Origin of the sequence: Halobellus clavatus (assembly GCF_900107195.1) — an archaeon.
Taxonomy (GTDB): domain Archaea; phylum Halobacteriota; class Halobacteria; order Halobacteriales; family Haloferacaceae; genus Haloquadratum; species Haloquadratum clavatum.
Map to the genome: position 1 here is coordinate 129,715 of NZ_FNPB01000005.1, position 23,132 is coordinate 152,846.

The window sequence follows — 23,132 nt, forward strand, 5'->3', positions numbered from 1 at the left end:
CCGCTGGCCGAACCGACGGTGCCGCGGCTCACAGTCGTCGCGGTGCAAAAAATCCGGTGTCTGTGTGTTCCGATCAGCTGTCGGGAGCCGAGAGCGCCGTCTCGACGACCGAGGAGTACGAGGATTCGCCGATGTTGAACGCGGTCTGGCGGTAGACCTCGCCGTCGAACGTGTCCTCGAACACGCTGGCGAAGCGGTTCGAGAGCTGCTGCCCGTAGTCGTTGTTGACGTACAGCGTCGAGACGCTGCTCACCTCGAGTCGCTCTGCCATCACCTGCGCCATCACGCGGCCCTGCAGCCGGTCGGAGGGTGCCGTCCGGAAGATGTAGTCGTTGTCGTCCAGATTCGTCACCGACAGCGCCGTCGAGGACGGCGAACAGCCGACGACCTCGTTGGGGATGAACACCTGCTGGGAGACCGGGACGTTGACCCCGGAGGACGCCGACCCGCAGACGCTCGGCACGCCGGCGCTGATGAGCGACTCGGCGGCGGCCGTCCCGGCGCTCGGGGACGTCTGGGTGTCTTCGACCTGCGCGTTGACCGAGAGCCCTGCGGGGTTCGCATCGTTGACCTGCATCGCCGGAAGCTGTGCGGCCTGGATCATCGGCGCCCCGACAGACGCGAGGTCGCCGGTCTCCGGCAGGAGGATCCCGACCGATATCTCGCGGTCGCTCCCGCCCGGACCGCTGTCGGCTGACGGGCCTGATCCCTCGGGGTTTTCGCCCTCGAAGCTCTGAACTTCCTGGGTCTCTGCAGCGCCCTCGTCGGCGTTGAACTCCCAGATCGCGTACGCCGCGGAGGCCGGGTCGCCGTTCTGGTCGAAGTTCGTCGCCGACGACGCGCCCTGGTAGTTCACGTCATCGCCGTTGGCGGCGGCCTCGACGCCCTCGACGAGGTTGTTCGGCGTGACGGTCATTCCCTCGGGATTCGCGATCCGTCGCATCTGATCGCGGATCGCCGTCCCGCTGTTCTCGCCCGCTGCCGCGTTCGCGAGTAACTGGAGCGCGACCGAGTCGTACGACTGGGACGTGAAGACGCCCGGCGACGAGCCGTACTCGTCCTGGAAGAGGCTGTTGAACGCGTCCTGGTTCGGGCCGCCGGCCGCGGGGGCCGTGCCCGTCACGTTCTCCATATCGTTCCCGACCTGCCCCGGCATCGCGCCGTCGCGGAGGCCGTCGGGGACCAGAATCTCCTCGCTTCCATCGGAGACACTGTAGTAGTCGCGGAACAGCTGGATCCCACTCTCAGGGTAGCCGATGACGACGAGGCCACCGGGGCCATCCGCGCCCCCGCCACCGCCGCCGCCGATACAACCGGCCAGTCCTGTCACTCCAAGCGCACCTGCAGCACCGGCGCTTTTGAGGAAGTCACGCCGTACGATATCACGTGCCATATTTCCCGAATTGTGTCTTCTCCCTATAAATGTGTCCGTTACAGGACTGAACGGACGTCTATATATACTGTTTTACCACGAAGGATATCCGAGCCTCCCGGTCCGTTGGCCCGGTGCTCGCCCCGGTGCGCACGACTCGGTCACCGCCGTGATCGACCAGAGACGACACACTGGCTCCCCACTGACTCACGCGTCTCCGCTCGCCCTCCGACAGTCTCAAGCGCTCGGGCGTTCCGGACCACACATATGAGTATCCCCTCGTTCGTCATCGGGATCGCCGGCGGGACCGGCGCGGGCAAGACCACGGTCGCCCGTCACGTCACCGAGGGCGTCGGTGACGCCGTCACCCGGATTCCGCTCGACAACTACTACGAGGACCTGAGTCACCTGGCGTTCGAGGAGCGCGAACAGGTCAACTACGACCACCCCTCGGCGTTCGAGTGGGAGCTTCTCAGAACCCAGCTCTCGACGCTGCTGGAGGGCCAGCCGATCGAGATGCCCGTCTACGACTTCGAGCGACACAACCGAACCGACGACCCAGAGCACGTCGAACCCACAGACGTCATCGTCTTAGAAGGCATCCTGGCGCTCTACGACGAGGAGGTCAACGAGATGCTGGATCTGCGGCTCTACGTCGAAACCGACGCCGACGTCCGCATCCTGCGGCGCATCCGCCGGGACGTGATCGAACGCGGTCGGGACCTCGACGGCGTCATCGAACAGTATCTCTCGACGGTGAAACCGATGCACGAGCAGTTCGTCGAACCGACGAAGAAGCACGCCGACCTCATCGTCCCGGAGGGGGCGAACAACGTCGCGGTGAATCTGCTCGAAGAGAAGATCCGCGCCGAAATCGAGGGGTCGTCTTCGCGAACCTGGGAGCGCGAGTCGGCTGACGGGTCGGCGATGGACCAGCTTTCGGTCGACACCGACGAGTGAGGAGGCTCGCCGGTGTGCGTCTATATATCCCTCAAGAGGACACTTAGCGAGTTACTTGTACTGTTCTCGAAAAGTCCCTGTTGACGCGAGTGGGAAGCGGCCCGCGGGATGAGCTCCGCCGGACGTCGCTCGCGTCTCTTCGTGAGCCGGTCGGTCGGTGGCTCCCCCCGCCTCTCGACCGACCGTCACTTCTCTTCGACACCCCACACGCGGCGAGTCCCAGCGGGACGATACCGCCGGCAGCGCCACGTTCAAACCGGCGCGAGTCGAGGCCTCAGTATGGCGGAGCTGGGCAAAGTCGACCACGACTTCTTCGATCAGTACGTCTTCCCGCGGCTGGGTCGCGACCGCGACGACGTCGCGATCGGTCCCACGCACGGCGTCGACTTCGGACTCATCGACCTCAACGGCACGGCCGTCGCAATCGCGACCGACCCGGTCTCGGTCATCCCGGATCTGGGCTTCGAGCGCGCCGGCCGGTTCGCCCTCGACTTCGTCCTCGCCGACGTCGCCGTCTCGGGCCTCGCGCCGTCGCATCTGGCCATCTCGTTCACCCTCCCGCCGGGGTTCGCCGACGAGGACTTCGCGACCCTCTGGGGGGCGATCCACGACGAAGCCGACGACCTCGGCGTCTCGATCGTCACGGGGCACACCGCTCGCTACGCCGGCTGTTCGTTCCCGTGGGTCGGTGGCGCGACCGCACTCGCGGTCGGCTCGCGGGACGAGGTGATCCGCCCCGACGGCGCGCAGGTCGGCGACGACGTCCTCGTGACGAAGGGACCGGCCGTCGAGACGACGGGCCTCCTCACGACGCTCTTCCCGGACCAGTTCGACCTCGACGCCGACACGCTCGCCGCCGCGCAGGCGCGCCTGGACGAGGCCGCCTGCGTCCGCGAGGCGATGACGGCGGCCGCCGCCGGCGGGGTCCACGCGATGCACGACGCGACGGAGTGTGGGCTCTTCGGAGCGTTCGTCGAGCTAGCGAACGGGGCCGGCGTGCGCCTCGACCTCCACACCGGGCCGATCCCGATCCGTCCGGGCGTCACCCAGACGTGCGAAGCGCTCGGCATCGACCCCTGGACGTCGACGACCGGCGGCACGCTGGTGCTCGCTGTCGATCCCGATCGGACGTCGGCCGTCGTTGACGCGCTCGAAGCCGAGGGAGTTCCCGTCGGGGTCGCAGGAACGGTAGCGTCGCCGGCCGAAGCGACCGGCGCCGGGACGGTCATCGTCGACGGTGATCCGATCGAACACCCCGCGGTCGATCCGTCCTGGGCGGCCTACGAGGAACTCGCCCGCGCCAGCGACGAGTAGCCCGCTCAGTCGATCTGCTCGGCGTACTCGTAGTCGAGTTCGCCGGCCTCGGGGCGCTCACCGTCGATTTCGATCCGCCAGCCGTCGAGGGCGGCTGGATCGCTGAGCGCGGCGTCGAGTGTCGATCTGACTTCCACGACGCCGACGCCGTAGTAGTCGTCTGGGACGCCGCGGAGGTACTGCAAGGCGGTCCGGAACAGCGAACGCATCCCGTCGTCGTCCTCGAAGTCGACGTGTTTGTACGCGCCCGCGGCCACCTGGACCATCCCGTGGAGGAACGCGCTCTCGGTCGTTCCCGAGCCGTAGTTGTACCACTCGTGCTCGAAGCAGTCGTGCGACTCGTGGTAGTCCTTCGAGTTGTACAGTCTGACGCCGTGAACCGTCGCTCGGCGGAGCGTTCCGTGTTTCCACCCGTTCGAGGTGTGGCGCTCGGGGTCCCAGCCCGTCGGTGAGCCGAACGGTGGGGGGCCGACGGTGTCGTCACGGGTGTGGTCGGTCACACGTGACCGTTCGCGGTCCACAAACAAAGAGATTTGACTCTCGACCTCCTGACCGAACGTGATGCGAATTTACGAACTCGGGGAGGGGACACCCGAGGTCGCTGTCGTCGGATCGATCCACGGTGACGAGCCCTGCGGTGAGCGCGCGATAGAACGCTTCCGCGCCGACAATCCGAGCGTCGAGCGACCAGTGAAGCTGGTGATCGCGAACGAAGAGGCCCTCGAAGCGGGGGTCCGCTACCTGGATGCGGATCTCAATCGGTCGTTCCCGGGCGATCCGAACGCTGACACGCACGAGGGGCGGCTCGCACACGACCTCGCCCGCGAACTCCGCGGGAAGACGGTGCTCTCGCTGCACTCGACGCAGTCGTACGCCGAACCGTTCGCACTCGTCGAAGAGGTCGACGCCGTCGCCCGATCCGTCTGCCCGTACCTGCCGATCGAGTACCTCGTCGAGACGGGCCGGTTCGCTGTCGGTCGACTCATCGACCACCCGCATACCATCGAAGTCGAGTGCGGCCTCCAGCGCAGCGACGAGGCCGCCACCAACGCGTACTGGATCGTCCGCGCGTTCCTCTCTGCGACGGGCGTCCTCCCCGCGCCGATCGAGGGCGACGTCGAGCCACCGCTGTCGCTCCACCGGCGTGATGGAGACGAGGTGACGGTCTTCCGCCTGCTGGATCAGATTCCGAAGGGCCCGGCCGAGGACTACCGCGTCTTCGTCGACAACTTCCAGCGGGTCGCGCCGGGCGACCCCGTCGCTGCCGCCGACGGTGAAGCGTTCAACGCCGAGAACGAGTTCTACCCCGTGTTGCTCTCTGCGAACGGCTACGAGGACGTGTACGGGTACGCGGCCGACCGACTCGGAACGCTCGCCTGACCTCTCAGTCCGTCGACTCCGGCGGGGCGAGCTCCACGAGCGTCAGCTCACGGTCCAGATAACAGAATTCGTGCGGCGGGTCGCCTCGCACCTCGTCGATCCGATACTCCGACTCGAAGTCCGCCCCGTCCGGGACGCAGTACTGATGGCTCGGGCACTCCGTGTGCGGGCACGGGCCGGGCAGGGACACCTTGCTGCCGGCGTAGGCGCCCTTCGAGGCGACGTTGGCGGCGATCGAGGTGGGTTCGACCTCGACCGCGCGAACCCCGGTGTCGTGGACGGCACAATCGAGGAGCTGACCGCTCTCTCGGACCTCGGTCACCTCGTAGCGGACGCCCTCGGTGAGATTGAGGCACTGCTGACGGTATGGGCAGCCCTCACACGCCGCGGACTCGCCCTCGTAGACGAACTCGGTCCCCGGGGACGCGAGCCGGTCTCCGATGAGCGTGACTATCGACATCTACGCGTTGCTAGTCGGCGCGCGCTGTTAAGCCTGTGTATGCTGGGTCCGTCGTGGCGAACAGTCGGCACTCGTCCGTGCGGCCCGCGCCGGTGTGCCGAGCGACCGCAAGACGGCGCGGGGTGAACGTCAGCTCACACGCCCACTGGCCCCGGGTTCGTATATAAACCTCCGCCCGACGTGGGGGGGTCGCGACTCAGGGCTGTCTGGCGCCGGTGCCGACGAGCCCACGCTCTGAGAGTTCGTCCAGGCGGATCTCGCTCCCGTCCATCGGGACGCCGGCGAACTCGTCGGTGTCGAGCAGGAGCGCCCCGTCCAAGTCCGCGTAATCGACGAGTGGCGCGAGGTGACAGGCCGCAGCGATGGACGCGTTCGTCTCGATCATACACCCCAGCATCACCTCCAGCCCGTGCGCACGGGCGGCGTGGACCATCCGCCTCGCCTCCCGCAGACTCCCGCACTTCATCAGTTTCAGATTCACGATGTCGACGCGGTCCGCGACGGCGGGCACGTCCGGAAGTCGCACGCAGGACTCGTCGGCCGCGATCGGGAGCGCGGCGTGTTCGGAGACGAACCGGAGCCCTTCGGGATCGCTCGCCGGCACGGGCTGTTCGACGAACTCGACGTCGTGTGCTACCAGTTCATCGATGGTCTCGACGGCGTCTCGCGGCGTCCACGCCTCGTTGGCGTCGACTCTGAGTCGGGCCTCGGGAGCCGCCTCGCGGACGGCGGCGACGATCTCGGCGTCCCGATCCGTCCCGAGTTTCACTTTCAGTACGTCGTAGCCCGCCGCCACCGCCTCCCGGGTCTTCTCGCGCATCCGCTCGGTGTCGTCGAGTCCGATCGTATACGAGGTCTTCGGCGCGCGCGACGGATCGAGTCCCCACTGGCGGTACAGCGGGACTCCCAGTCGCGTGGCTGCGAGATCAGCGAGTGCGACGTCGACGGCGGCGTGCGCCGCAGGGTTGTCGCCGACGACGGCGCGGCGCTCCCGTTCGATCCGCTCGCTCGCGTGGGGATCGCCGACGGACTCGACGACCGCCAGCAGGTCGGGGAGCACGGCCTCGACCGTCTCGACCGTCTCCCCGTAGTAACTCGCGGGTGCGGCGGCTCCGACTCCCGTCCGTCCCTCCCCGTCGGTGATCCGCACGACGACGTTCGCCGCGTCGGTCTGCGTCCCGCGAGCGATGGTGAACTCGTCTGCGAGCGGGAGCGTGAGCCGTTCGAAGTCTGTGGTGAGTGTCGGCATCCGTGCTCACACCTCCTCGAGGACCGCATCCAGAACCGCGTCGGCGTCGAACCTGACGGGGTCGGTCGCGGGGGCCGCCAGCGCGCCGGCGTACTCCTCGACGGCCGCCCGGGCCGCCTCGTCGTCTTCGATGGCCGAGGTGTTCAGTGCGCCGGCGACGACGTCGCTCTGGTGAACGGGCGCGGCGAGTCCCTCGTAGAGATCGACGTACTCGTCGATCGGCGGGAGGTCGAACGACTCGTAGCCGTGGATGGCCTCCCGGCCCGCGCTGTGACAGAGGACCATCGCGTCCGGCATCGCGCCGTGGAGAATTCCACAGGTAACCGCGGAGTACGCTGGGTGGACGATGCTCCCCTGTCCCTCGACGAACAGGACGTCGTACTCGTCGCCGACCTCGACGAGCATCTCCTCGACCGCACCGGCGGTGAAGTCGGAGACGACCCGGTCGATCGGATTCCCCCAGCCGGCGATCATAATCCCCGTCTGGCCCGTCGGGACGAACCCGGCGTCCACGCCGCGGTGACGGGCGGCCGCCAGCAGTTCGAGCGCGACGGTCATCTTTCCGACCGAACAGTCCGTGCCGACTGTCAGGACCACGTCGGCGTCGACATCGGCGCCCGCGCCCGAGGCGACCGTCAGATCCGCCGGTGGCTTCCGCACGTCTCTGAGTTCGACACCGTGTTCGGCCGCGAGTTCGGCGAACTCCGCGTCCGCTGAAAGGAAGGAGTGGAGTCCCGCGACGACGTCACAACCGCGCTCGATCGCGGTGCGGACGTCCGGCCGCCAGGAGTCGTCGAACTCGCCGCCGATGGGGGAGATACCGATCAGGAGCGTGTCGGCGGTGGGGGCGTCAGCCATCGACTCGACGATCGGCACCGCCGGCAGGTCCGCGCGGTGGTCGGTCGTCGTGGTTCCGGCGCGGTCGCGATCGAGGACGGCGACGACGTCGTACTCGGCGTACTTGAGGACGCCCGTCGCCGTCTTTGCGCGTTCGGGGAACTTCTCGTGCGCGAGGACGACGACCCGTTCGTCGTCGCCGTGTGTGTCTGCAGTCATAGTCGTGAGGAGGACGACCGGTGTGTTAATCGTCGTGATCCCATTCCCGTCGGGACGCCTCTGGGCAATTCGCCGCCATCGCTCACAGCAGCGACAGCCGAACGGTCCAGAACTCTCGCACGGCGTCGCGGAGTGCCCGATCCGGGTCGCCGGTGGCGTCGACGGCGGCGGTCCGGTCTGCGAGGTCGGTGAACCGACCGAGCACAGTCTCCTCGCCGAGGACGATCACGTCGGCGTCGGGCCCCGGGGCGACCGCGGAGTCCGCCGGACTGGCAGCTAGCTGTGCCTCCAGCACCTCCCGGGCCCGGTCGAGGTGGTCGTCGACCTGCTGGTCGCGCCGTCGCTCGAAGCGAGCCTGTGAGAAGCCGCCTTTCGAGTGCGAGCCCATCACGTCGGACTCGATGTCGTCGACGAGGGTGACCTCGCTCCCGTCGTAGATCCCGAGCGCGAACAGGTCAGAGCGCACCAGCGCGACCCACACAGGCGCGATGGGAACGAACCACGACGGGTCGAGGCGGAAGGACTCGCCCCACGTCGCAAACGGAGCAGGGGGCGTGGGCGGCGTCAGCGCCGCGGCGACGAGACCGGCGTCGTCGACACAGACGAGACACGGAGCGGCCCGTCGTACGAGCGCCGCGCGGTGGCCGAGCACGTCGGCGACGGCTTCGGGCACCGAATCCGTGACCATCGCCGTGAGTGCGCCCTCCGGACCGGTCTCGAACGACTGCAGCCGGTCGAGGACCTCCTCGCGGCGGCGACCGCGGATCGCTTCGGTTCGGCGGAACCCGACCTCGATGTCGTCTTCGGCCGAGAGTCGCTCGACGCGCTCTTCGAGTCCCTCGATTCGATCCTCGAGTCGGTTTACTTCCGCTTCGGCCTCCTGGCGCTTCTTGGCCGCCTCCGAGCGGCGCTCCTCTTCAGCCTCGGCCCGCCGCTTCAGGTGGCGCTTCTCCTCCTCCAGTTCCTCGATCCGGGTTTTGAGTTCCGCCCGGCCGAGCAACTCGTCGAGCATGTCTCGACGGCCGGCCGCGGGCCACTTAGCGGTTGCCGTCGGTCCGGCGCGTCACTGAGAGGCCACTCCGGCCGCTTCAGACCGCCGCGGCCGCTCGATCGCCCACCACGCTGCTTCGGTACCCATTTGCCACGAGTGGCCTAATCGAGAGGCGATGGACCCCTTCGGGAAGGCAGTGCGGGGACGCACTCGGGCGATCGACGTGGTACTCCTCGCGGCCGTCCCGGTGGCCCTCGTGGCCGTGTTCGCCCTCCCGCGGCCGATCCGACAGTCGTTCGCGCTCTCGTACGCCGAGCCGACGCTCGTCGACGCCTACCTCTCGAACTTCGTTCACCTCTCTCTGGAGCACTTCCTGACGAACGTCCTCGTCTATCTCGTCTTGGCACCGACTGCGTATCTCTGTTACCTGCTCGCGGACGAAGCCGACCGCTTCCGCGTCGCTTTCGTCGTGTTCCTCGCGGTGCTCCCGTTCGTGCTGTCGGCGCTCAACGTCATCATCCTCCGGCCGCTCGTCGGCTACGGCTTCTCCGGCGTGAATATGGCGTTCTTGGGCCTACTGCCGCTTGCGCTCGTGGACTACGCGGGCGTGCAGTTCGACTCGAATTTCACGATCGACCACGCCCTGACGCTGTTCTTCGCTGGATCGATTTTGATCGCGGTGCTCATCGTCCCCTCCCGCGTTCCCGGCATCGTCGCCGTCGGGATCGCGACGCTCGGACTCGCCATCTACGGCTACGAAGTCGTTCGCGCGACGTCGGTCTCTCGTCTCTGTGACGCACACACCGAGACGCCGCCGGGATACGGCGAACTCGCGGTCGCAGGGCTGTTGCTGTTCGGGCTGACGCCGTTCGTCACGTTCCCGCCGGTCAGCACCGACGCTTCGACCGTGCTGAACTACTACACGCACTTTCTCGGCTTCTGTTTCGGATTCGTCGTCCCGTTCGTCACCTACCGCATCACCGACGCAGTCGGGTGACGAACTCACTCGGGACTGCCGTCCACCGTCGAACGGCAAGAACGGCGTTGCTGCCGCTGTTGAGACGTGTGTGCGGCGAGAAACCGAAACGGCACCAAACGTGAAAACGCCTTCAGCCGGAGCGGTACACGTAGAGGCCGGTGAAGACACCGACGATGACGACGATGCCGATGATCGTCGGGAAACTACCGCCCCCGAGCGCGCCCACGGGGCCAGTGGCCGTCTGGGTCGGCGTCGGCGCGTCGTCATCGGTCGCGTCGGCGCTGTTCTCGCCGCGACTGGTGTTATCGCCGTCAGTACCGTCTCCGCCACCTCCATCGCTCGGAGCGCTCCCGCTGCTGCTGGACGGTGTGGCAGTGGCCGCCCGCGTGGTGGTGGACGCCGACGCGGTATTCTCTGTCGGGATCGGTGTCGATTCGGCGGGGATCTGGAAGCCCACCCGTTCGCTGCCCGCCGAACTGGACTCCCTCGTGCTTGATTCGCCCTCGACTCCGGAGGTGAGTGTCTCGGCGTCCTGCGTGACGTCTCCGTAGACCCGATCGTGTGGATGCGGTGGCGTCTCCTGTGCGGAGACCGCGATCGGTGCGATGCCGACGGCTACGAGGACCGCGAGCGCGATGGCGAGGATTCGCACGGCCGAGCGCGTCTGAGGTGCGTCGTCTGTCATTGATTGTCGTCCGGGTTGGTTGGTGTGGTAATCAGCGTCGGGTCTGATGTGTCGATCAGGAAATTGGGGATGCGTGTGGGTCGGTAGCTAGCTGTTCGCTGCCTGTCGCAGGTCTACGGTAGATCCGTGAGTGGTCTCGGTCAACGCAGCAACGTCGTTGAAGACGTAGTCGATACCGTCATCGAAGCCCCGGGTGCTCTTGGTTAGGATGTACTCCTCGTCCTCCGTGACACAGCCACTCGGATCTAACTTCTCCAAGTCGTCGTCAGCGGGACCGTCCTCGAACGCCATCGCCCTGCCGACGGTCCGTGTCCCCCTCCGAAAGTGACCGGGGAGGGTCCACCGTTCTTCGACCCCTGTTGGGCTCGTGACGTAACCGGACGCCACCTCGGAACCGACGCTGGCGGCGTGGGAATCGCTGCGACCGAGCGTGTCAGTCGAGTCTATACTGAAGACGTTTATCCCGAAGACGTCTCCTCGTCCGCCGTCGAGCCCGTCGAAGTCGTTGCTCCCGCCGGCTCGGTTAGCGGACGACAAGTTACGATCGGTGAGAGCAGGGATCGCCGAGCTCCGGACATCGATCGTGGCCGTCGAGGACCGACTGTCGTCGCTGATCCAGTCGTTCGACACGGTCGTCTCGATCAGGTGCGTTCGTCCGACATCGTCCCGCGTGAGGGAGACAGTGCAGTGCTCGGGATGGATGTCAGTGACCCCCGCATCTTCGAGGGTGATACTGCTCAAGTACGCCCACACGTCGTAAGTTCGCACTGGTGAATGAGTCTCCGGCTATCCACTCGAGGGCGTCGGGCTCTCTCCCACTTGGCTCCGAAGGCCGTGGAGTCTCTCTCCATCACACCCATCTATGTCAACGGGGATACTAATAACCACGACAAGATACCTCACTGACTATTTCCCAACTACACGGCGAGGCACATAAAAACAATTCATTCCCGCGCTGTCCGCCGTCCTGCCGGTTCAGTGCTCGCTGATGCCAGACGGCTCTCGCCGTCAGGCCACCGCCTCGTCGTCACCGAATCGATAGCCCGAGTATCGAAGAAGTTCGGCAGCGCGATCCGGCTTCGCGAGGAGGACGTCGCGCTCGCGCGGGAGGTCGTCATCGGTAACCGAGTCGGGAACGGCGAGCGTGCCCGAGGGTACCTCCTCGTCGCCGAGCACCGGGATGTGCCCGCTGTCGAGTTTCATCACGAGTGGGGCGTCGACCCGAAAGAGTCCGTCGTCGCCGTAGAGCTGCTCGTTCACCTGCTCGTGTTCCGTCCGTTGGATCGCCGGGACGTCGCGGTCGGACGGTTCGACGTACAGTCGACCCAGGTAGTAGCTCGTGGAGAACGGTCCAAACATCTGTGCGAGAGGTTCTCACGCATACAGGCTGATAAGTCTTTCCGGAAACCTACAAGTCGAACTACAATCAGGGGGTTCGACGTCCGGCGATTCGGTCAGGTCTCGTCGTCGGTAGTCGCTGCGGTCATCGCCCAGACTGCCGTGAGTCCGAGCGCGGCGGCGGGCAGGAGCGGGAGTACCAGCAACGACGCAACGTAGGGGATGCCGACCGCCGAGAGGAGTCCCGGCCGGACGTAGATGATTCCGGGGACGACGAGCAGACAGACGACGAGCACGGCGATCAGGACCCACCCCCGGACGCCGAAGCCGTCGTTCGTGGTATCCGCGTCGCTCTCGGTCTCGGCCCCCTCGGGGCGGTGGACGTATCCCTCGTCGTCAGCGTTCACTATCGGGGATTACGACCACTTTCCCAAAGCCCTCACGGTTCTCAATCATCTCGTGTGCGCGCGCAGTCTCACTCATCGGGAGGGTCGCGCGGATCCGAGGTTCGAGCGTGCCGTCCCAGACTAATTCGAGCACCGCTTCGGCCTGCTCGGGGGTCGCCATCGTCGAGCCGATGACCTCGAGTTGATTCCAGAAGATGCGGTTGAGCGCCGCGTCGGGGTTCGGTCCCGAGGTCGCGCCACAGGTGACGAACCGGCCGCCCTTCCGGAGACTCGCGAGCGATCCCTCGTAGGTCGCCTCGCCGACGTGGTCGACGACGACGTCGACGCCACGGCCGTCGGTGATGTCGTGTACCGCCTCGGCGAAGTCCGTGGTTTCGTAGTTGATCAGGTGGTCCGCGCCACAGTCGGCGGCGTACTGCAGTTTCCCCTCGGTCGAGGCAGTCGCGGACACTTCACAGCCAGCGTGATCGGCGATCTGGACGGCCGCGTGGCCGACCCCGCCGGACGCCCCGTGGACCAGCACGTGTTCGCCCGCGTGGACCGCCGCGCGGTCGATCAGCATCCGCCAGGCGGTCTGAAAGACGAGCGTGGCCGACCCGGCAACCTTCCAGGGGACGTCCTCGGGCACCGGGAGCAGATTCGCCGCCGGGACCGCGGCGTACTCCGCGTGGACGCCACGACTGTGCTCGCCGATGATGCTGAAGTCCGGCGCGAGTGTCGGGTCGTCGCGGCGCGAGGCGATACTCCCATCCGTCGGGCCGTCGCCGCCGGTGACTCCGGCGGTGAGCGCGACGCGGTCACCGGGCTCGAACCGCGTCACGTCGGTCCCGACTTCCTCGACGACGCCGGCCATATCGCTCCCGGGGATGTGGGGGAACGCCAACTCGAATCCCAATCCACGCCTCGTCCAGACGTCGAGGTGATTCAGTGCGGCGGCCTTGACGTCGACCAGCACCTCGTCGCGGCCGACGTCGGGGACGGGAACCTCGGTGTACTCGATGACGTCGCGGTCGCCGTGTTCGCTGAACGTGACGGCTTTCATACCCCGCCTCTCGTCCGGCGGGTACAAAAGTGTACGAGCGACCGCCCGCTCGCTCTCATCCGCGCGGCTCCGCCGACCCGGTCCGTTGAAGTACCTCAACCGATTACGACTCCGACAACGAATGAGCGAGGACTTCTACGACGTGCTCGGTGTCTCCCGGGACGCGTCCGAGGACGAGATCAAGCAGGCCTATCGAAAGAAGGCCGCTGAGTACCACCCGGACGTCTCCGACGAGGCCGACGCCGAGGAGAAGTTCAAGAAGATCAAGAAGGCCAAAGAGGTCCTCACCGACGACGAGAAGCGCCAGATGTACGACCAGCTGGGCCACGAGCGCTTCGAGCAGGCCGAGAAACGCGGTGGCGTCGGTGGCGGCGGCGCGGGTGGGCGCGGTCGCGGTCAGGGGGACCCGTTCGGCGGGATGGGCGGCGGCGGCCAGGGCAGTCCCTTCGAGGACATCTTCAATCAGTTCTTCGGCGGCCGCGGAGGCGGTGCCCAGGGTCGGGACCGCCCCCGACAGGGACAGAACCTCCGGACCCAGGTCTCACTCGACCTCAGTGAGGTCTACGAGGGCGTCGAAAAGCAGTTCACAGTCGCCCGTCCGGAACGGTGCTCGGAGTGTAACGGCCGTGGGCATCCCGCGGACGCCGACGTCACCACCTGTCCGGAGTGCAACGGCCGTGGCCAGACGACGACTGTTCGCGACACGCCGCTGGGGCGGGTCCAGCAGACCCAGAGCTGTCCGCGGTGTGATGGCTCGGGCGAGACCGTCAGCGAGACCTGTTCGGTCTGTGGCGGGGACGGCGTCACCCGCGAGGAGGCGACCCTCTCGGTGGACATCCCCGCCGGGATCCGCGACGGGCAGACCCTCCGGATGGAAGGCGAAGGTGCGCCGGGCGAGAACGGCGGCCCCAAGGGCGACCTGCTGATCGACGTCTCGGTTCGCGATCACGACGCGTTCGAACGCGACGGCGACGACCTCTATCACCGACACGCGATCTCGTTCCCGAAGGCGGTGTTCGGGGCGACCGTCGAAGTCCCGACCGTCGAGGGGACGACCGAACTGGAGATCCCCGCAGGGACCCAGAGCGGCGAGGAGTTCCGGATCCGTAACGAGGGAATGCCCCACCTCCGCGGCCGCGGCCACGGCGACCTCTACGTCCAAGTGCAGGTCGTGACGCCCGAGGACCTCAATCAGGAGCAAAAAGAGGCGCTGGAAGCCTTTGCCGAAGCCGGCGGCGAGGACATCGAGATCAGCGAGGGCTTCTTCGAGAAGATCAAGAACTCGTTTTGAGCACGACTGAGGACGCCGTGACCGGCGGACTGCACCCCTGACCGCGGCTGAATGGCCGGGAGGTGCGGTTCCGATTCGTTTATTTGTCAAACGAACGTACCTTTCGCTATGGCGGGACGGAAACAGAACGTCGGTCGCCGCGACCGAATCGTACGAGCGATTCTCACGCCAATCGCTGTCGGACTCGCGGTCTGGCTCTTTTATTCGCTCCCACAGGACCCGAGTACGTTCGCAGCGATCGGTGTGCTTGCGGTACTCGCCTTTATTCTCGGAACCGGTGCGATCACCGGGACCTGTGGAGTGTACGCTGCGGTCGGTATCGATACGTGCAGTTGCGAGACCGACTATGCTAACGGGAACATCTGGGGGTGACCGGCCGCTCAGCCGTCCCCTGAGGTCGTCGTCGAATCTGAATTTCCGTTCGGCGTAACAGCCTCTTCTTCCAGGTCGGGATTCAAGTCGTAGAGCGTCTCCATATCGACCCTGCCGGGCGTCTTCTCGGTGATTTTGAAGTCCCGTGCCGGCCGGATCACCCCCCACAGCGCTCCGACCGCGTGGAGTGCGACGACCACCGGTGTCAGCACGAGGTACACCGGCCACTTCTCGGGATACGTCCGGTACTCGACCATCCCGGCAATCATATACACGAACAGCATACTGAACAGGGCGATCGAGGTGATCTGATAGAGGGTGTGCTGTGGGAGGAACGTCGGGTACAGAAACGCCAGTACTGACAGCAGTGGTATCACCGGCGACAGCGTCCACGTGAGTATCCGCGTGAACTGCAGCGGGAGATACCGGCGTGGGAGCCGATGCATATCTCGGATCGTCCCCGACATCCACCGCCGTCGCTGATTGAACATCTCCCGGAGCGACGGTGGGGCCTGGTTTCTGAATCGCCTGTTGAGCAACCGATACTCGAAGCGGCCCCCCTGCCGGTCCACGTACTCTGCGGCCCGCCAGATAAACGTCGTATCCTCGGTGATCGTCGGGACGTCCCAGGTGACCTGATTCTCTAGTTCGTGACGGACGGCGACGGCGCCACCCCACGCATACAGCGGGTAGGCCATCCGATGAAAGGCGCGCTGTTCGCGCTGATAGCCGACCCGAAACACCTCACAGAGGTAGACGAACCACGACCCGGTTCGGAGCGGGTGTTCGGAGATCTGGATCAGATCCGCCGCCGGAAGCCCCTCGAAGTTGACCATAATACTGTCCTCGTCGAGATACAGGACGTACTCCTGTGCACAGTCGAGGTGCTGCCGAGCCCACTCGATCGCTCGGCCCTTCTTTTGCGCCTCACTCTCGAAATCGTCGGGCACGACGTGGACGGTTGCACCGTCGATGTCCATTTCGGCCTCGGCAATCACCTTCGTTTCGGCGATCTGCTCTGGGACCGAGTTCACGGTCACCTGCACCGTCGACGGCGAGTTGTACGTCAGAATGCGCACCTGAATACTGTCCAGGCCGATCTCGGTCTCGTCGTCGGCCCGCCATCCGTAGGCCAGCACAGTCACTTCGAGGAGCCACCAGAGCGAGGATACGCCGTACAGGACCAGCGTCACCCAGAACACGAGCGCGATCGCTGATTGCGCTATCGGTCCAAGCACCCGCCTCCTCCGATCCGGACCATCACTGGCGTCGCCCCGTGATACCCCGTCCTGTTATTTCGATCACTGTTTTTCGGACCGCAACGTCGATTACGCGCACGCGACTCGACGATTCTACCTCACGGATCGGACGCATAGATTTTTTCGCTTTTCCACGGCACCGCGACTCCCTGCCTCAGATCATTCGTGCCTTCGACGTCGGAGCCGCCTGCATCCGGTCCCTCCACCTGTGACCGCCTGTTTCGACCGACCCCGGAGGCAGTGTCCAAACCGAGCGGGTCTCGCCACTGCTCTCCGAGCAAAGAGGAAGTGACCGGGTCCGACCGACTCCAGTCCGCGCCACCGACTCTCGACTCGACCAGAAACTGTTGAGCGCCGTGGGATGTCTGACGGTCACTTTTGTCGTTCCAGAACGACTCCGTTCGTATGAGCGAGGAAACATCAGACGCAGACACAGGCACAGACCAGCAGCCCTCCAGTGACTCCGACAGCGCCGCTCCCGACACGGAGACCTCCGACGAGTCCCCGCTCACGATTGCGCTCCCTGACGGCAGCGAGAGCGTTTCGGATGCGATTATCGCTCACCGCGAGATGCTCTCCGAACCGCGCGATCACGGGCTGGCGACCGAGCAAGACATCACCCACCTCTCCGAGGCGGTCGAAGGACTTTCGACAGACATCGAGGGGCTCAGCCAACAGTACGAGGAGGACCGACCAGCGATCACCGAGTTGCAGAACGTCGTCGAGCAACAACAACGACAGATCCGCGAACTGCAGTCGATGGTCACCTCGCTCGCTGAGATCCTGGGAACGGAGACGGAGTGGCAGACGTTCGACGACTCGTAGGCGATTCCTGCGCGCGGTAGCCGCCGTCGCACCGTACGGATGGGGTCCTTCTTCCGCGCTGGGAGCCGCCTCACCCGTCGGGCCGTCAGTCCCTCTGTGTGTCGACGGCCGCACTCGTCGGCTCCGATCCCGTCCGGACCGCAGTCCGAACGGTTATGCCTATCTGGAGCCAAATTAAAGAAATGGCACCCGCTACCTCCACTGCCGAGCGACAGCCGCCCGACAAGGTGACGCTCTACTGTCCTGACTGCGGTCACGAAAGTCGTATCAACGGCGACTGGGTCCTTCACGTACTCGCCGAATCACTCATTTACGAGTGTCCGAACTGCGGCGGCGTGATCGACTCCCGCCGGGACGAAAAAGCGCTGACCGAAACGGCCACTGGCGCGCTCCAGTTCGCCGAGAACTGAGGTGGACACGGACGGGTCCGTGCTCTTACGTCGACCCGATGAAGCCCAGTCAGCTGCTTCGATCTGTTACTGCGCCAGCGGGTCGAGCGTCGTCCCGACCCCTCACCGACTCGAGCGCTGTCAGACGCGAGTCTGGCCTTCGAGGACATCCAGCACTGGCAACGCACCGTCGAGTTCCCATCTCCTTTCAGTACACCGACCGCCGCGTGTCTCCGGTAGACCCTGATTCAATCAGACGATCGCCAGGCGGTCGCAGCCGCTTCGATCACCGCCACGGCGTCTCGACTTCCGGCTGCGTCACCCTTCTCGAAGTCGTCCTCGGTCTGTCCCAGTTGGTTCGTCACGTGCGCGAAGCACACAACTGGCCGCTCTCGAACCTCCGCAAACGTGTACAATGCCGCTGCCTCCATCTCGACGGCGAGGATCTCTTCGGATCGTGCACGCGCAATCGCCGTCTCCGTCTCTCGAAACGGCGCGTCAGTCGTCCACGTGGCTCCCGTGTACACCGGCCGAGAGACGCGTCTGCAGGCCTCTTCGACCGACGCGCCGAGTTCGTCATCGAGCGCTGCGTAGCGACCTTCGGATCGATAGTGATGGCTCGTTCCTTCGTCGCGGAGCGCCCGTTCGATGAGCACGAAGTAGGGCGGGTCATCTTTGGGCACGATCTGTCCGGACGAGGTGACACTGATGAGGAACTCACAGCCGGCAGCGAACAGTTGCTCCGCCAGTAGCACAGCGAACGATGCCCCCACAGCACACCCGACGATTCCGAACTCCTCGCCGTTTCGCTCGAACCGATAGAGATCCGTGTGATAGCCCGGCCACGCGTCGTCTTTCCGTGCGTCTCCAGCGGCCTTCAGTTGGCGCACGATGTCTCCGTCCGGATCGAGGACACAGACGTCCGGAACTGGTCGCTCGGAGAGGTCTTTTTGCTGTCGGGCGTTGTCCAGCAGGGCTTTCGGTGTGAACACGGACGGTTCGTCGTATTCCTTCGCATCAAAAAGCGGAGACGAGTCCGAATCGGGTCCGTCAGTCATATGATTCGTGTTCACGCAACCCAGCCAAGGATATTGCGGTCACCCGGCTGGGCCCTCTCCCCACTCCGATGGTGGCGGTCGCCGGAGCAGCAGTCTCGACGGGGTCATCACCGGGGATCCCACAGACGACCGCCCCGCCAACCCCGTGTCGAGCGGGAGTAACTGATCGCGGTCCGAGCTGAACGGCGCACGGGTTGCCAGTCGTCTGTTGGCAGCTAATCGGCAGCCTGCTCGGCCCGTCGTGTCTCTTCGATCTGGAGCGGGTCGGCCGTGGACGTCGCGGTGACAAGGCGTAAGAACTGTCCCGCGTTCGTGAGCAGTTTGTTCTCTGCCTTTCGGAGGTGCTCTTCGTACGTCGACCGAGCGACGGCGGTCTGATCGGCCAGATCTCGAAGCGAGGTCTGCCGCGGCTGCTCGTAGTAGCCACTTTCCAGGGCCAACTGGAGTGCTGCCAACTGCCGGTCGGTGATGCTCTCGAACAGTTGACTTGCCGGAGCCAGCATACTGTGGGGAATCTGCGTCTCTGAGATCGAGGTCTTCGAGAGCAACTCGATCTCCCTGTCAGCCCGCAACTCGCCGAGCAGCGCTCGAATGTCTGCACTGTCGAAGGCGACCATCGTATAGTGCTCCCAGCCCTGGCGGTAGATCGTCGGCGACTGATACAGACAGTTGTGTTCCTCGAAGCGATCGATGATCGACTGTTCGAGGGAGCAGAGACAGGACTGCGTGACGACGTGGTAGCCGTCGTCGTCTTTCGATTCGTGCAGAATCGTTCCGAGTTCGTCGATGTCCTCACGCAACTCGGCAGTCGGTGTCGCTTCTGCGGTGATCTCGAGTACTTGGCAGTCGCTCAGGGGCCACTCACGGATGGTCAGATCCGGGTGACGCTCGGAGAGCTGCCGGTATGGACACTCGTGTTTGACCCGGACGGAGGCCTCGTACAGACTCACACGAACGACTTTGTAATGGCGATGATTAACAGTGCCGGTTATGTCCGGCAGCGCCTATATGCGAGGATCCCTCGTATTCGGGAGTACCGATGCAGGAGATTTCACCGGAAGCACTCAGCGAACGGTTGCACACTGGCGACGACGGCCCGCTCGTCCTCGACATTCGCCACGAAGCGGACTTCGAGGAGTGGCACATTCCGGGGAGCGTCCACGTCGACGTCTACGACGAACTGACTGCGGGCTCTGCACAGGCCGCTGAAGCCCTCTCAGACCTCCCCCGTGACGAACAGATCGTTACCGTCTGTGCTGCCGGTGTCGTCTCGGAGACCGCGACGGAAGTGCTCCAGACGCTGGGCTACGACGCGGTGACGCTCACCGACGGAATGAACGGTTGGAGCCGTGTCCACCGGCACGCACCAGTGCCGGTCGACCTCGATGGCACGCTCATTCAGGTCGCACGGCCGGGGACGGGCTGTCTCTCGCATCTGCTCATCTCGGACGGCGAAGCCGCAGTCTTCGACCCGTCACAGTACCTCGACGAGTACGAAGCGATTCTCGACGAGTACGACGTCGAACTCACCGGTGTCTTCGACACCCACGCCCACGCGGATCACGTCTCCGGCGCTGCGGAACTCGCCGACCGACACGGCGTCCCGTACTACCTCCACCCGAAAGACGCGCTCGCAATCGATGCGACGCCAGCCGAGGACGGACAAACTGTAACAGTCGGCAGTCTCGACATCGAGGTCATTCACACGCCGGGACACAGCGAGGGCAGCGTCTCGTTCGACATCGACGGTGCCGCCCTGCTCACGGGCGATACACTCTTCCACGAGAGCGTGGGACGCGTCGAACTCGGTGTGGAAGCGGGAATCGAAGACTCCGACGTTGAGCAGAACGCCGCGACGCTCTATGAGAGCCTGCAGCGCCTGCTGGACCGACCGGACGACGCGGTTGTCCTGCCAGCACACGACCCTGGCTCGCCTGACCCGCCGGTGACCGCGACACTCGCGGCGGTCAGCGACCGGAACGACGAACTCGGCCGCGACCGCGCGGATTTCGTCACAGCACTCGCCTCGGACATCCCGGAGCATCCCCCGAACTTCGAGCGCGTCAAGCGAACGAATGTCGGTCGAGAGGCAGTTCCCGCCGACGAGTTGGCTGAACTGGAACTGGGCCCCAACAACTGCGCCGCCGAGTGAACCGATGAGCACAACCACTGAGATCACACAGGGCATCCGCGAACACCTCGGGCAGTTCTCGCTGCACGTCCTGCTGGTGTTCGCCACCGGTCTGACTATCGGATCTGAACGCACCGTCGTCCCCGTGCTGGGCGAGGAGGTCCTCGGCGTCGAGTCGTTCTTCGTGATCGGCTCGTTCGTCGTCTCGTTCGGGATCGTGAAGTCGATCCTCAATCTCTACGCTGGCAAATGGGGTGAGGAGTACGGCCGCAAGCCGGTGCTCGTCGCCGGGTGGGCGACGGCGCTTCCCCTGCCGATCATCCTCATCTTCGCTCCCAGTTGGGGCTGGATCACGGTCGGGAACATCCTGCTGGGTATCAACCAGGCGTTGACCTGGAGTATGGCGATCAACGCGAAGATCGACCTCGCGGGCCCCGATCAGCGCGGTCTCGCTGTCGGCATCGACGAATCGTTCGGCTACAGCGGCGTCGCAGTCGGTGCCTGGATCACGGGCCTCATCGCCGGCCAGTGGAACCTCCGGCCCGAACCGTTCTACTTCCTCGCCGTCGTCGTCGTATTGGCGTTCCTCATCTCGATCTTCCTGATCACAGAGACGGTCCAGTACGCCCAGGCGGAGGGAGACGACGATCACCACGACGCGAACCTCCCGTTCAACGAGGTGCTGACGCGCGCCACCTACGGTGATCGGACGCTGTTCGCGGCCGCGCAGGCCGGCCACGTCGAGAACTTCGTGGACACGCTGTTCTGGATCGCTGTTCCGCTCTACCTGGTGAGCCAGGGCCTCGGTATCGGGGCAGTCGGGGTCGTGGTCGGCGTCCACAGCGCGATGTACTTCTTGCAGATTGCGACCGGTGGGCTTGCGGACCGCATCGGACGCCGGCCGCCCGTTATCGCGGGGATGTTCCTCGCAGGCGCGGGTGTGCTTGGGATGGTACTCGTCGACGGGTACCTCGCGTGGGCTGTCCTGGCTGCGGTCTCTGGGCTCGGGATGGCTCTCCTGTATCCGAACTTGATGACCGTCCCCAGCGACGCCGCCCACCCGACGTGGCGGTCTGCGGGGATGGGGGTCTACCGGATGTGGCGCGACTCCGGCTATGCCGTCGGAGCCGTACTCATCGGGCTCTCGATGGAGTTCGTGAACGCCGAAGCGGCGTTCTATCTGACTGCACTCTTGATGTTCGTCTCCGGCGCAGTCGTCTACGGCTGGATGGAGGAGACCCACCCGGACTTCGGGACGCACGAACCGCCGGCCCCCGCGACAGGGCCCCCGGCCGAACCAGTCGCTCAAGACTAGGTCGGCAAGCGTTCCTGCGGTAGCGACCGCCGTGGCGGTTTTCCCTGTCACAAGTACGCCCACGACGACAGACGACGACCTGCCGAAGATAGCGGCTGCACTTGGGATGATGAATGGTCACACGGATGGGATCTGAACGAGGTAACGAACACCGTTCACAACCAGGAACCCGGAGTGGAGGGCTTGAACTCCCGTGTGGCGTCACGAACAACCGCTCAGAAACCCAGTTGCGTTGCACCGCGACCGAGCAACTCGCCACGATCACGACTACGCAATGCGGTCGCATTTTCGACGACTGGTGCACTGGCGTCGTGCACGGAGTCGTACCGGGACGGCAGCACCGCGGCCTCCCTCGATAGCGTGTGTCTCCCTCCGCCGACCGCCAGTTCACCCCTCTTCTTCGACGACGTAGGCCCCGAAATCCTCGACCGACCCGACCGGCGGCGCCCCGAACGCGAGCCACACGTGCGTCTCGTCGTCGCTGTGGTTCCGGAGATTTCGTGTCGTCTCCGGCGGGACGCGGACGACGTTTCCCGCCGCGATCTCGTGGACTGTCCCCTCGATACCGATCTGGCCCTCGGTCATCGCGACGAACACCTCCTCCTGCCCGTCGTGTGTGTGCGGCGTGGTCACCTCGCCCGGTTGGACGATCACCTGATTCACCCGGAGTTCGGTCGCACCGAGCCGCTCGCTGAGCTTCCTGACTGACGTCTCGCAGGTGGTGAACTGCTCTGTCGGCACGTCCTCGGGGTCGACGACGCTGAACTCGCGGCTCATAGTCGCCCGCACAGCAGCCAGTGGCAAATACGTGGTCCCGAGTCGCGCCCCACTGTCGTCCGGTTCCTCCGCAACCCTCACTTTCAGGTTGCACTCGGCCGTACGTCGGAACGATGTCGTACACGAAAACGTACTACGCCGATGGCGACGAGAAGGCACCGGGACTGTACTTCCTCCGAGAGGACCTCGACTGTGAGAACCTGGGGTTCACCGTCATCGAAGTCGACGCCGGCTGGGAGGGGATGGAACACGATCACGAGTCCGACGGACAGGAGGAAGTGTACTATCTCGTCGACGGCGCGGCCACCCTCGACATCGAGGGCGACGAGGTGGAACTCGAACCGGGCGACGCGGTGCGCGTCGCCGGAGACACCGGACGGCAGCTGACTGCTGAGGAAGCGAGCACGTTCGTCGCAGTGGGCGCGCCCTGACGCTCCGCTCGGGCCACCCATCCGACGGCGTTTTGCGGACCCGTAACTGAG

Annotated in this window: 26 protein-coding genes; 11 read left to right on the forward strand and 15 right to left on the reverse strand. The window is 65.4% G+C overall.

The window, feature by feature from the left end; all coding sequences use genetic code 11:
• Window positions 1-73 precede the first annotated feature (73 nt).
• Entirely contained in the window at window positions 74-1,393 is a 1,320-nt protein-coding gene (locus BLU74_RS09165; RefSeq protein WP_089766971.1) for an ABC transporter substrate-binding protein, read from the reverse strand.
• Window positions 1,394-1,639: 246 nt separating this feature from the next.
• On the opposite strand from BLU74_RS09165, the gene udk reads away from it, so the two are divergent.
• Together udk and BLU74_RS09175 are read left to right on the forward strand one after the other, a co-directional pair.
• Complete coding sequence (gene udk / locus BLU74_RS09170; protein ID WP_089766972.1) at window positions 1,640-2,332, forward strand: uridine kinase; 693 nt, start codon at window positions 1,640-1,642, stop codon at window positions 2,330-2,332.
• 279 nt (window positions 2,333-2,611) lie between these two features.
• On the forward strand, window positions 2,612-3,646 hold the full coding sequence (locus BLU74_RS09175) for an AIR synthase family protein (protein ID WP_089766973.1): 1,035 nt from the start codon (window positions 2,612-2,614) through the stop codon (window positions 3,644-3,646).
• A 5-nt stretch (window positions 3,647-3,651) separates the two neighbouring features.
• On the opposite strand, the gene BLU74_RS09180 is transcribed toward BLU74_RS09175, so the two are convergent.
• Window positions 3,652-4,146, reverse strand: coding sequence for a DUF309 domain-containing protein (locus BLU74_RS09180; protein WP_089767112.1), 495 nt, complete (start codon window positions 4,144-4,146; stop codon window positions 3,652-3,654).
• A 61-nt stretch (window positions 4,147-4,207) separates the two neighbouring features.
• On the opposite strand from BLU74_RS09180, the gene BLU74_RS09185 reads away from it, so the two are divergent.
• A complete protein-coding gene (locus BLU74_RS09185; RefSeq protein WP_089766974.1) occupies window positions 4,208-5,026 on the forward strand; it encodes a M14 family metallopeptidase in 819 nt (272 codons plus the stop codon).
• 4 nt (window positions 5,027-5,030) lie between these two features.
• On the opposite strand, the gene BLU74_RS09190 is transcribed toward BLU74_RS09185, so the two are convergent.
• From BLU74_RS09190 to BLU74_RS09205, 4 genes are all read right to left on the reverse strand, one after another.
• A complete protein-coding gene (locus BLU74_RS09190; protein ID WP_089766975.1) occupies window positions 5,031-5,486 on the reverse strand; it encodes a UPF0179 family protein in 456 nt (151 codons plus the stop codon).
• A 196-nt stretch (window positions 5,487-5,682) separates the two neighbouring features.
• Window positions 5,683-6,735, reverse strand: a complete 1,053-nt coding sequence (locus tag BLU74_RS09195; protein WP_089766976.1) for a dipeptide epimerase — start codon at window positions 6,733-6,735, stop codon at window positions 5,683-5,685.
• A 6-nt stretch (window positions 6,736-6,741) separates the two neighbouring features.
• Window positions 6,742-7,791 (reverse strand): N-acetyltransferase DgcN family protein, encoded by a 1,050-nt coding sequence (locus BLU74_RS09200; RefSeq protein WP_089766977.1) that lies wholly within the window; start codon window positions 7,789-7,791, stop codon window positions 6,742-6,744.
• A gap of 82 nt (window positions 7,792-7,873) precedes the next feature.
• A complete protein-coding gene (locus BLU74_RS09205; RefSeq protein WP_089766978.1) occupies window positions 7,874-8,803 on the reverse strand; it encodes a Vms1/Ankzf1 family peptidyl-tRNA hydrolase in 930 nt (309 codons plus the stop codon).
• 154 nt (window positions 8,804-8,957) lie between these two features.
• On the opposite strand from BLU74_RS09205, the gene BLU74_RS09210 reads away from it, so the two are divergent.
• Complete coding sequence (locus BLU74_RS09210; RefSeq protein ID WP_089766979.1) at window positions 8,958-9,779, forward strand: hypothetical protein; 822 nt, start codon at window positions 8,958-8,960, stop codon at window positions 9,777-9,779.
• A 112-nt stretch (window positions 9,780-9,891) separates the two neighbouring features.
• On the opposite strand, the gene BLU74_RS09215 is transcribed toward BLU74_RS09210, so the two are convergent.
• From BLU74_RS09215 to BLU74_RS09235, 5 genes are all read right to left on the reverse strand, one after another.
• Window positions 9,892-10,446 (reverse strand): hypothetical protein, encoded by a 555-nt coding sequence (locus BLU74_RS09215; protein ID WP_089766980.1) that lies wholly within the window; start codon window positions 10,444-10,446, stop codon window positions 9,892-9,894.
• Between the two features lie 87 nt (window positions 10,447-10,533).
• Entirely contained in the window at window positions 10,534-11,214 is a 681-nt protein-coding gene (locus tag BLU74_RS09220) for a hypothetical protein (protein ID WP_089766981.1), read from the reverse strand.
• Window positions 11,215-11,454: 240 nt separating this feature from the next.
• Window positions 11,455-11,805, reverse strand: coding sequence for a DUF5802 family protein (locus BLU74_RS09225; protein WP_089766982.1), 351 nt, complete (start codon window positions 11,803-11,805; stop codon window positions 11,455-11,457).
• A 95-nt stretch (window positions 11,806-11,900) separates the two neighbouring features.
• Window positions 11,901-12,191 (reverse strand): DUF7977 family protein, encoded by a 291-nt coding sequence (locus tag BLU74_RS09230; protein WP_089766983.1) that lies wholly within the window; start codon window positions 12,189-12,191, stop codon window positions 11,901-11,903.
• Complete coding sequence (locus BLU74_RS09235) at window positions 12,181-13,233, reverse strand: zinc-binding dehydrogenase (protein WP_089766984.1); 1,053 nt, start codon at window positions 13,231-13,233, stop codon at window positions 12,181-12,183. The genes BLU74_RS09230 and BLU74_RS09235 overlap by 11 nt, the downstream gene beginning before the upstream one ends.
• Before the next feature lie 121 nt (window positions 13,234-13,354).
• Between BLU74_RS09235 and dnaJ the strand changes: the two genes are divergently transcribed.
• A complete protein-coding gene (gene dnaJ, locus BLU74_RS09240) occupies window positions 13,355-14,524 on the forward strand; it encodes a molecular chaperone DnaJ (protein ID WP_089766985.1) in 1,170 nt (389 codons plus the stop codon).
• Between the two features lie 108 nt (window positions 14,525-14,632).
• Window positions 14,633-14,896 carry a YgaP family membrane protein gene (locus BLU74_RS09245; protein ID WP_175454609.1) on the forward strand — a complete coding sequence of 88 codons (264 nt, stop codon included), beginning with the start codon at window positions 14,633-14,635 and terminating at the stop codon, window positions 14,894-14,896.
• A gap of 8 nt (window positions 14,897-14,904) precedes the next feature.
• Here BLU74_RS09245 and BLU74_RS09250 read toward each other — a convergent pair whose 3' ends face one another.
• Window positions 14,905-16,134, reverse strand: a complete 1,230-nt coding sequence (locus BLU74_RS09250; protein WP_139175704.1) for a glycosyltransferase family 2 protein — start codon at window positions 16,132-16,134, stop codon at window positions 14,905-14,907.
• A gap of 426 nt (window positions 16,135-16,560) precedes the next feature.
• Here BLU74_RS09250 and BLU74_RS09255 point away from each other — a divergent pair, with 426 nt between their 5' ends.
• Window positions 16,561-16,980, forward strand: coding sequence for a hypothetical protein (locus BLU74_RS09255; protein WP_089766988.1), 420 nt, complete (start codon window positions 16,561-16,563; stop codon window positions 16,978-16,980).
• 182 nt (window positions 16,981-17,162) lie between these two features.
• Window positions 17,163-17,390, forward strand: a complete 228-nt coding sequence (locus BLU74_RS09260; RefSeq protein ID WP_089766989.1) for a DUF8106 domain-containing protein — start codon at window positions 17,163-17,165, stop codon at window positions 17,388-17,390.
• Between the two features lie 227 nt (window positions 17,391-17,617).
• On the opposite strand, the gene BLU74_RS09265 is transcribed toward BLU74_RS09260, so the two are convergent.
• Window positions 17,618-18,427 carry a nucleoside phosphorylase gene (locus BLU74_RS09265; RefSeq protein ID WP_089766990.1) on the reverse strand — a complete coding sequence of 270 codons (810 nt, stop codon included), beginning with the start codon at window positions 18,425-18,427 and terminating at the stop codon, window positions 17,618-17,620.
• A gap of 215 nt (window positions 18,428-18,642) precedes the next feature.
• A complete protein-coding gene (locus BLU74_RS09270; RefSeq protein ID WP_089766991.1) occupies window positions 18,643-19,377 on the reverse strand; it encodes a helix-turn-helix domain-containing protein in 735 nt (244 codons plus the stop codon).
• An 89-nt stretch (window positions 19,378-19,466) separates the two neighbouring features.
• On the opposite strand from BLU74_RS09270, the gene BLU74_RS09275 reads away from it, so the two are divergent.
• Both BLU74_RS09275 and BLU74_RS09280 read left to right on the forward strand, forming a co-directional pair.
• On the forward strand, window positions 19,467-20,579 hold the full coding sequence (locus BLU74_RS09275) for an MBL fold metallo-hydrolase (RefSeq protein WP_089766992.1): 1,113 nt from the start codon (window positions 19,467-19,469) through the stop codon (window positions 20,577-20,579).
• Window positions 20,580-20,583: 4 nt separating this feature from the next.
• On the forward strand, window positions 20,584-21,873 hold the full coding sequence (locus BLU74_RS09280; RefSeq protein ID WP_089766993.1) for an MFS transporter: 1,290 nt from the start codon (window positions 20,584-20,586) through the stop codon (window positions 21,871-21,873).
• A 387-nt stretch (window positions 21,874-22,260) separates the two neighbouring features.
• On the opposite strand, the gene BLU74_RS09285 is transcribed toward BLU74_RS09280, so the two are convergent.
• Window positions 22,261-22,650 (reverse strand): cupin domain-containing protein, encoded by a 390-nt coding sequence (locus BLU74_RS09285; protein ID WP_089766994.1) that lies wholly within the window; start codon window positions 22,648-22,650, stop codon window positions 22,261-22,263.
• 113 nt (window positions 22,651-22,763) lie between these two features.
• On the opposite strand from BLU74_RS09285, the gene BLU74_RS09290 reads away from it, so the two are divergent.
• Window positions 22,764-23,081: a cupin domain-containing protein gene (locus tag BLU74_RS09290; protein ID WP_089766995.1), complete on the forward strand. Its 318-nt coding sequence runs from the start codon at window positions 22,764-22,766 to the stop codon at window positions 23,079-23,081.
• Window positions 23,082-23,132: the final 51 nt, after the last annotated feature.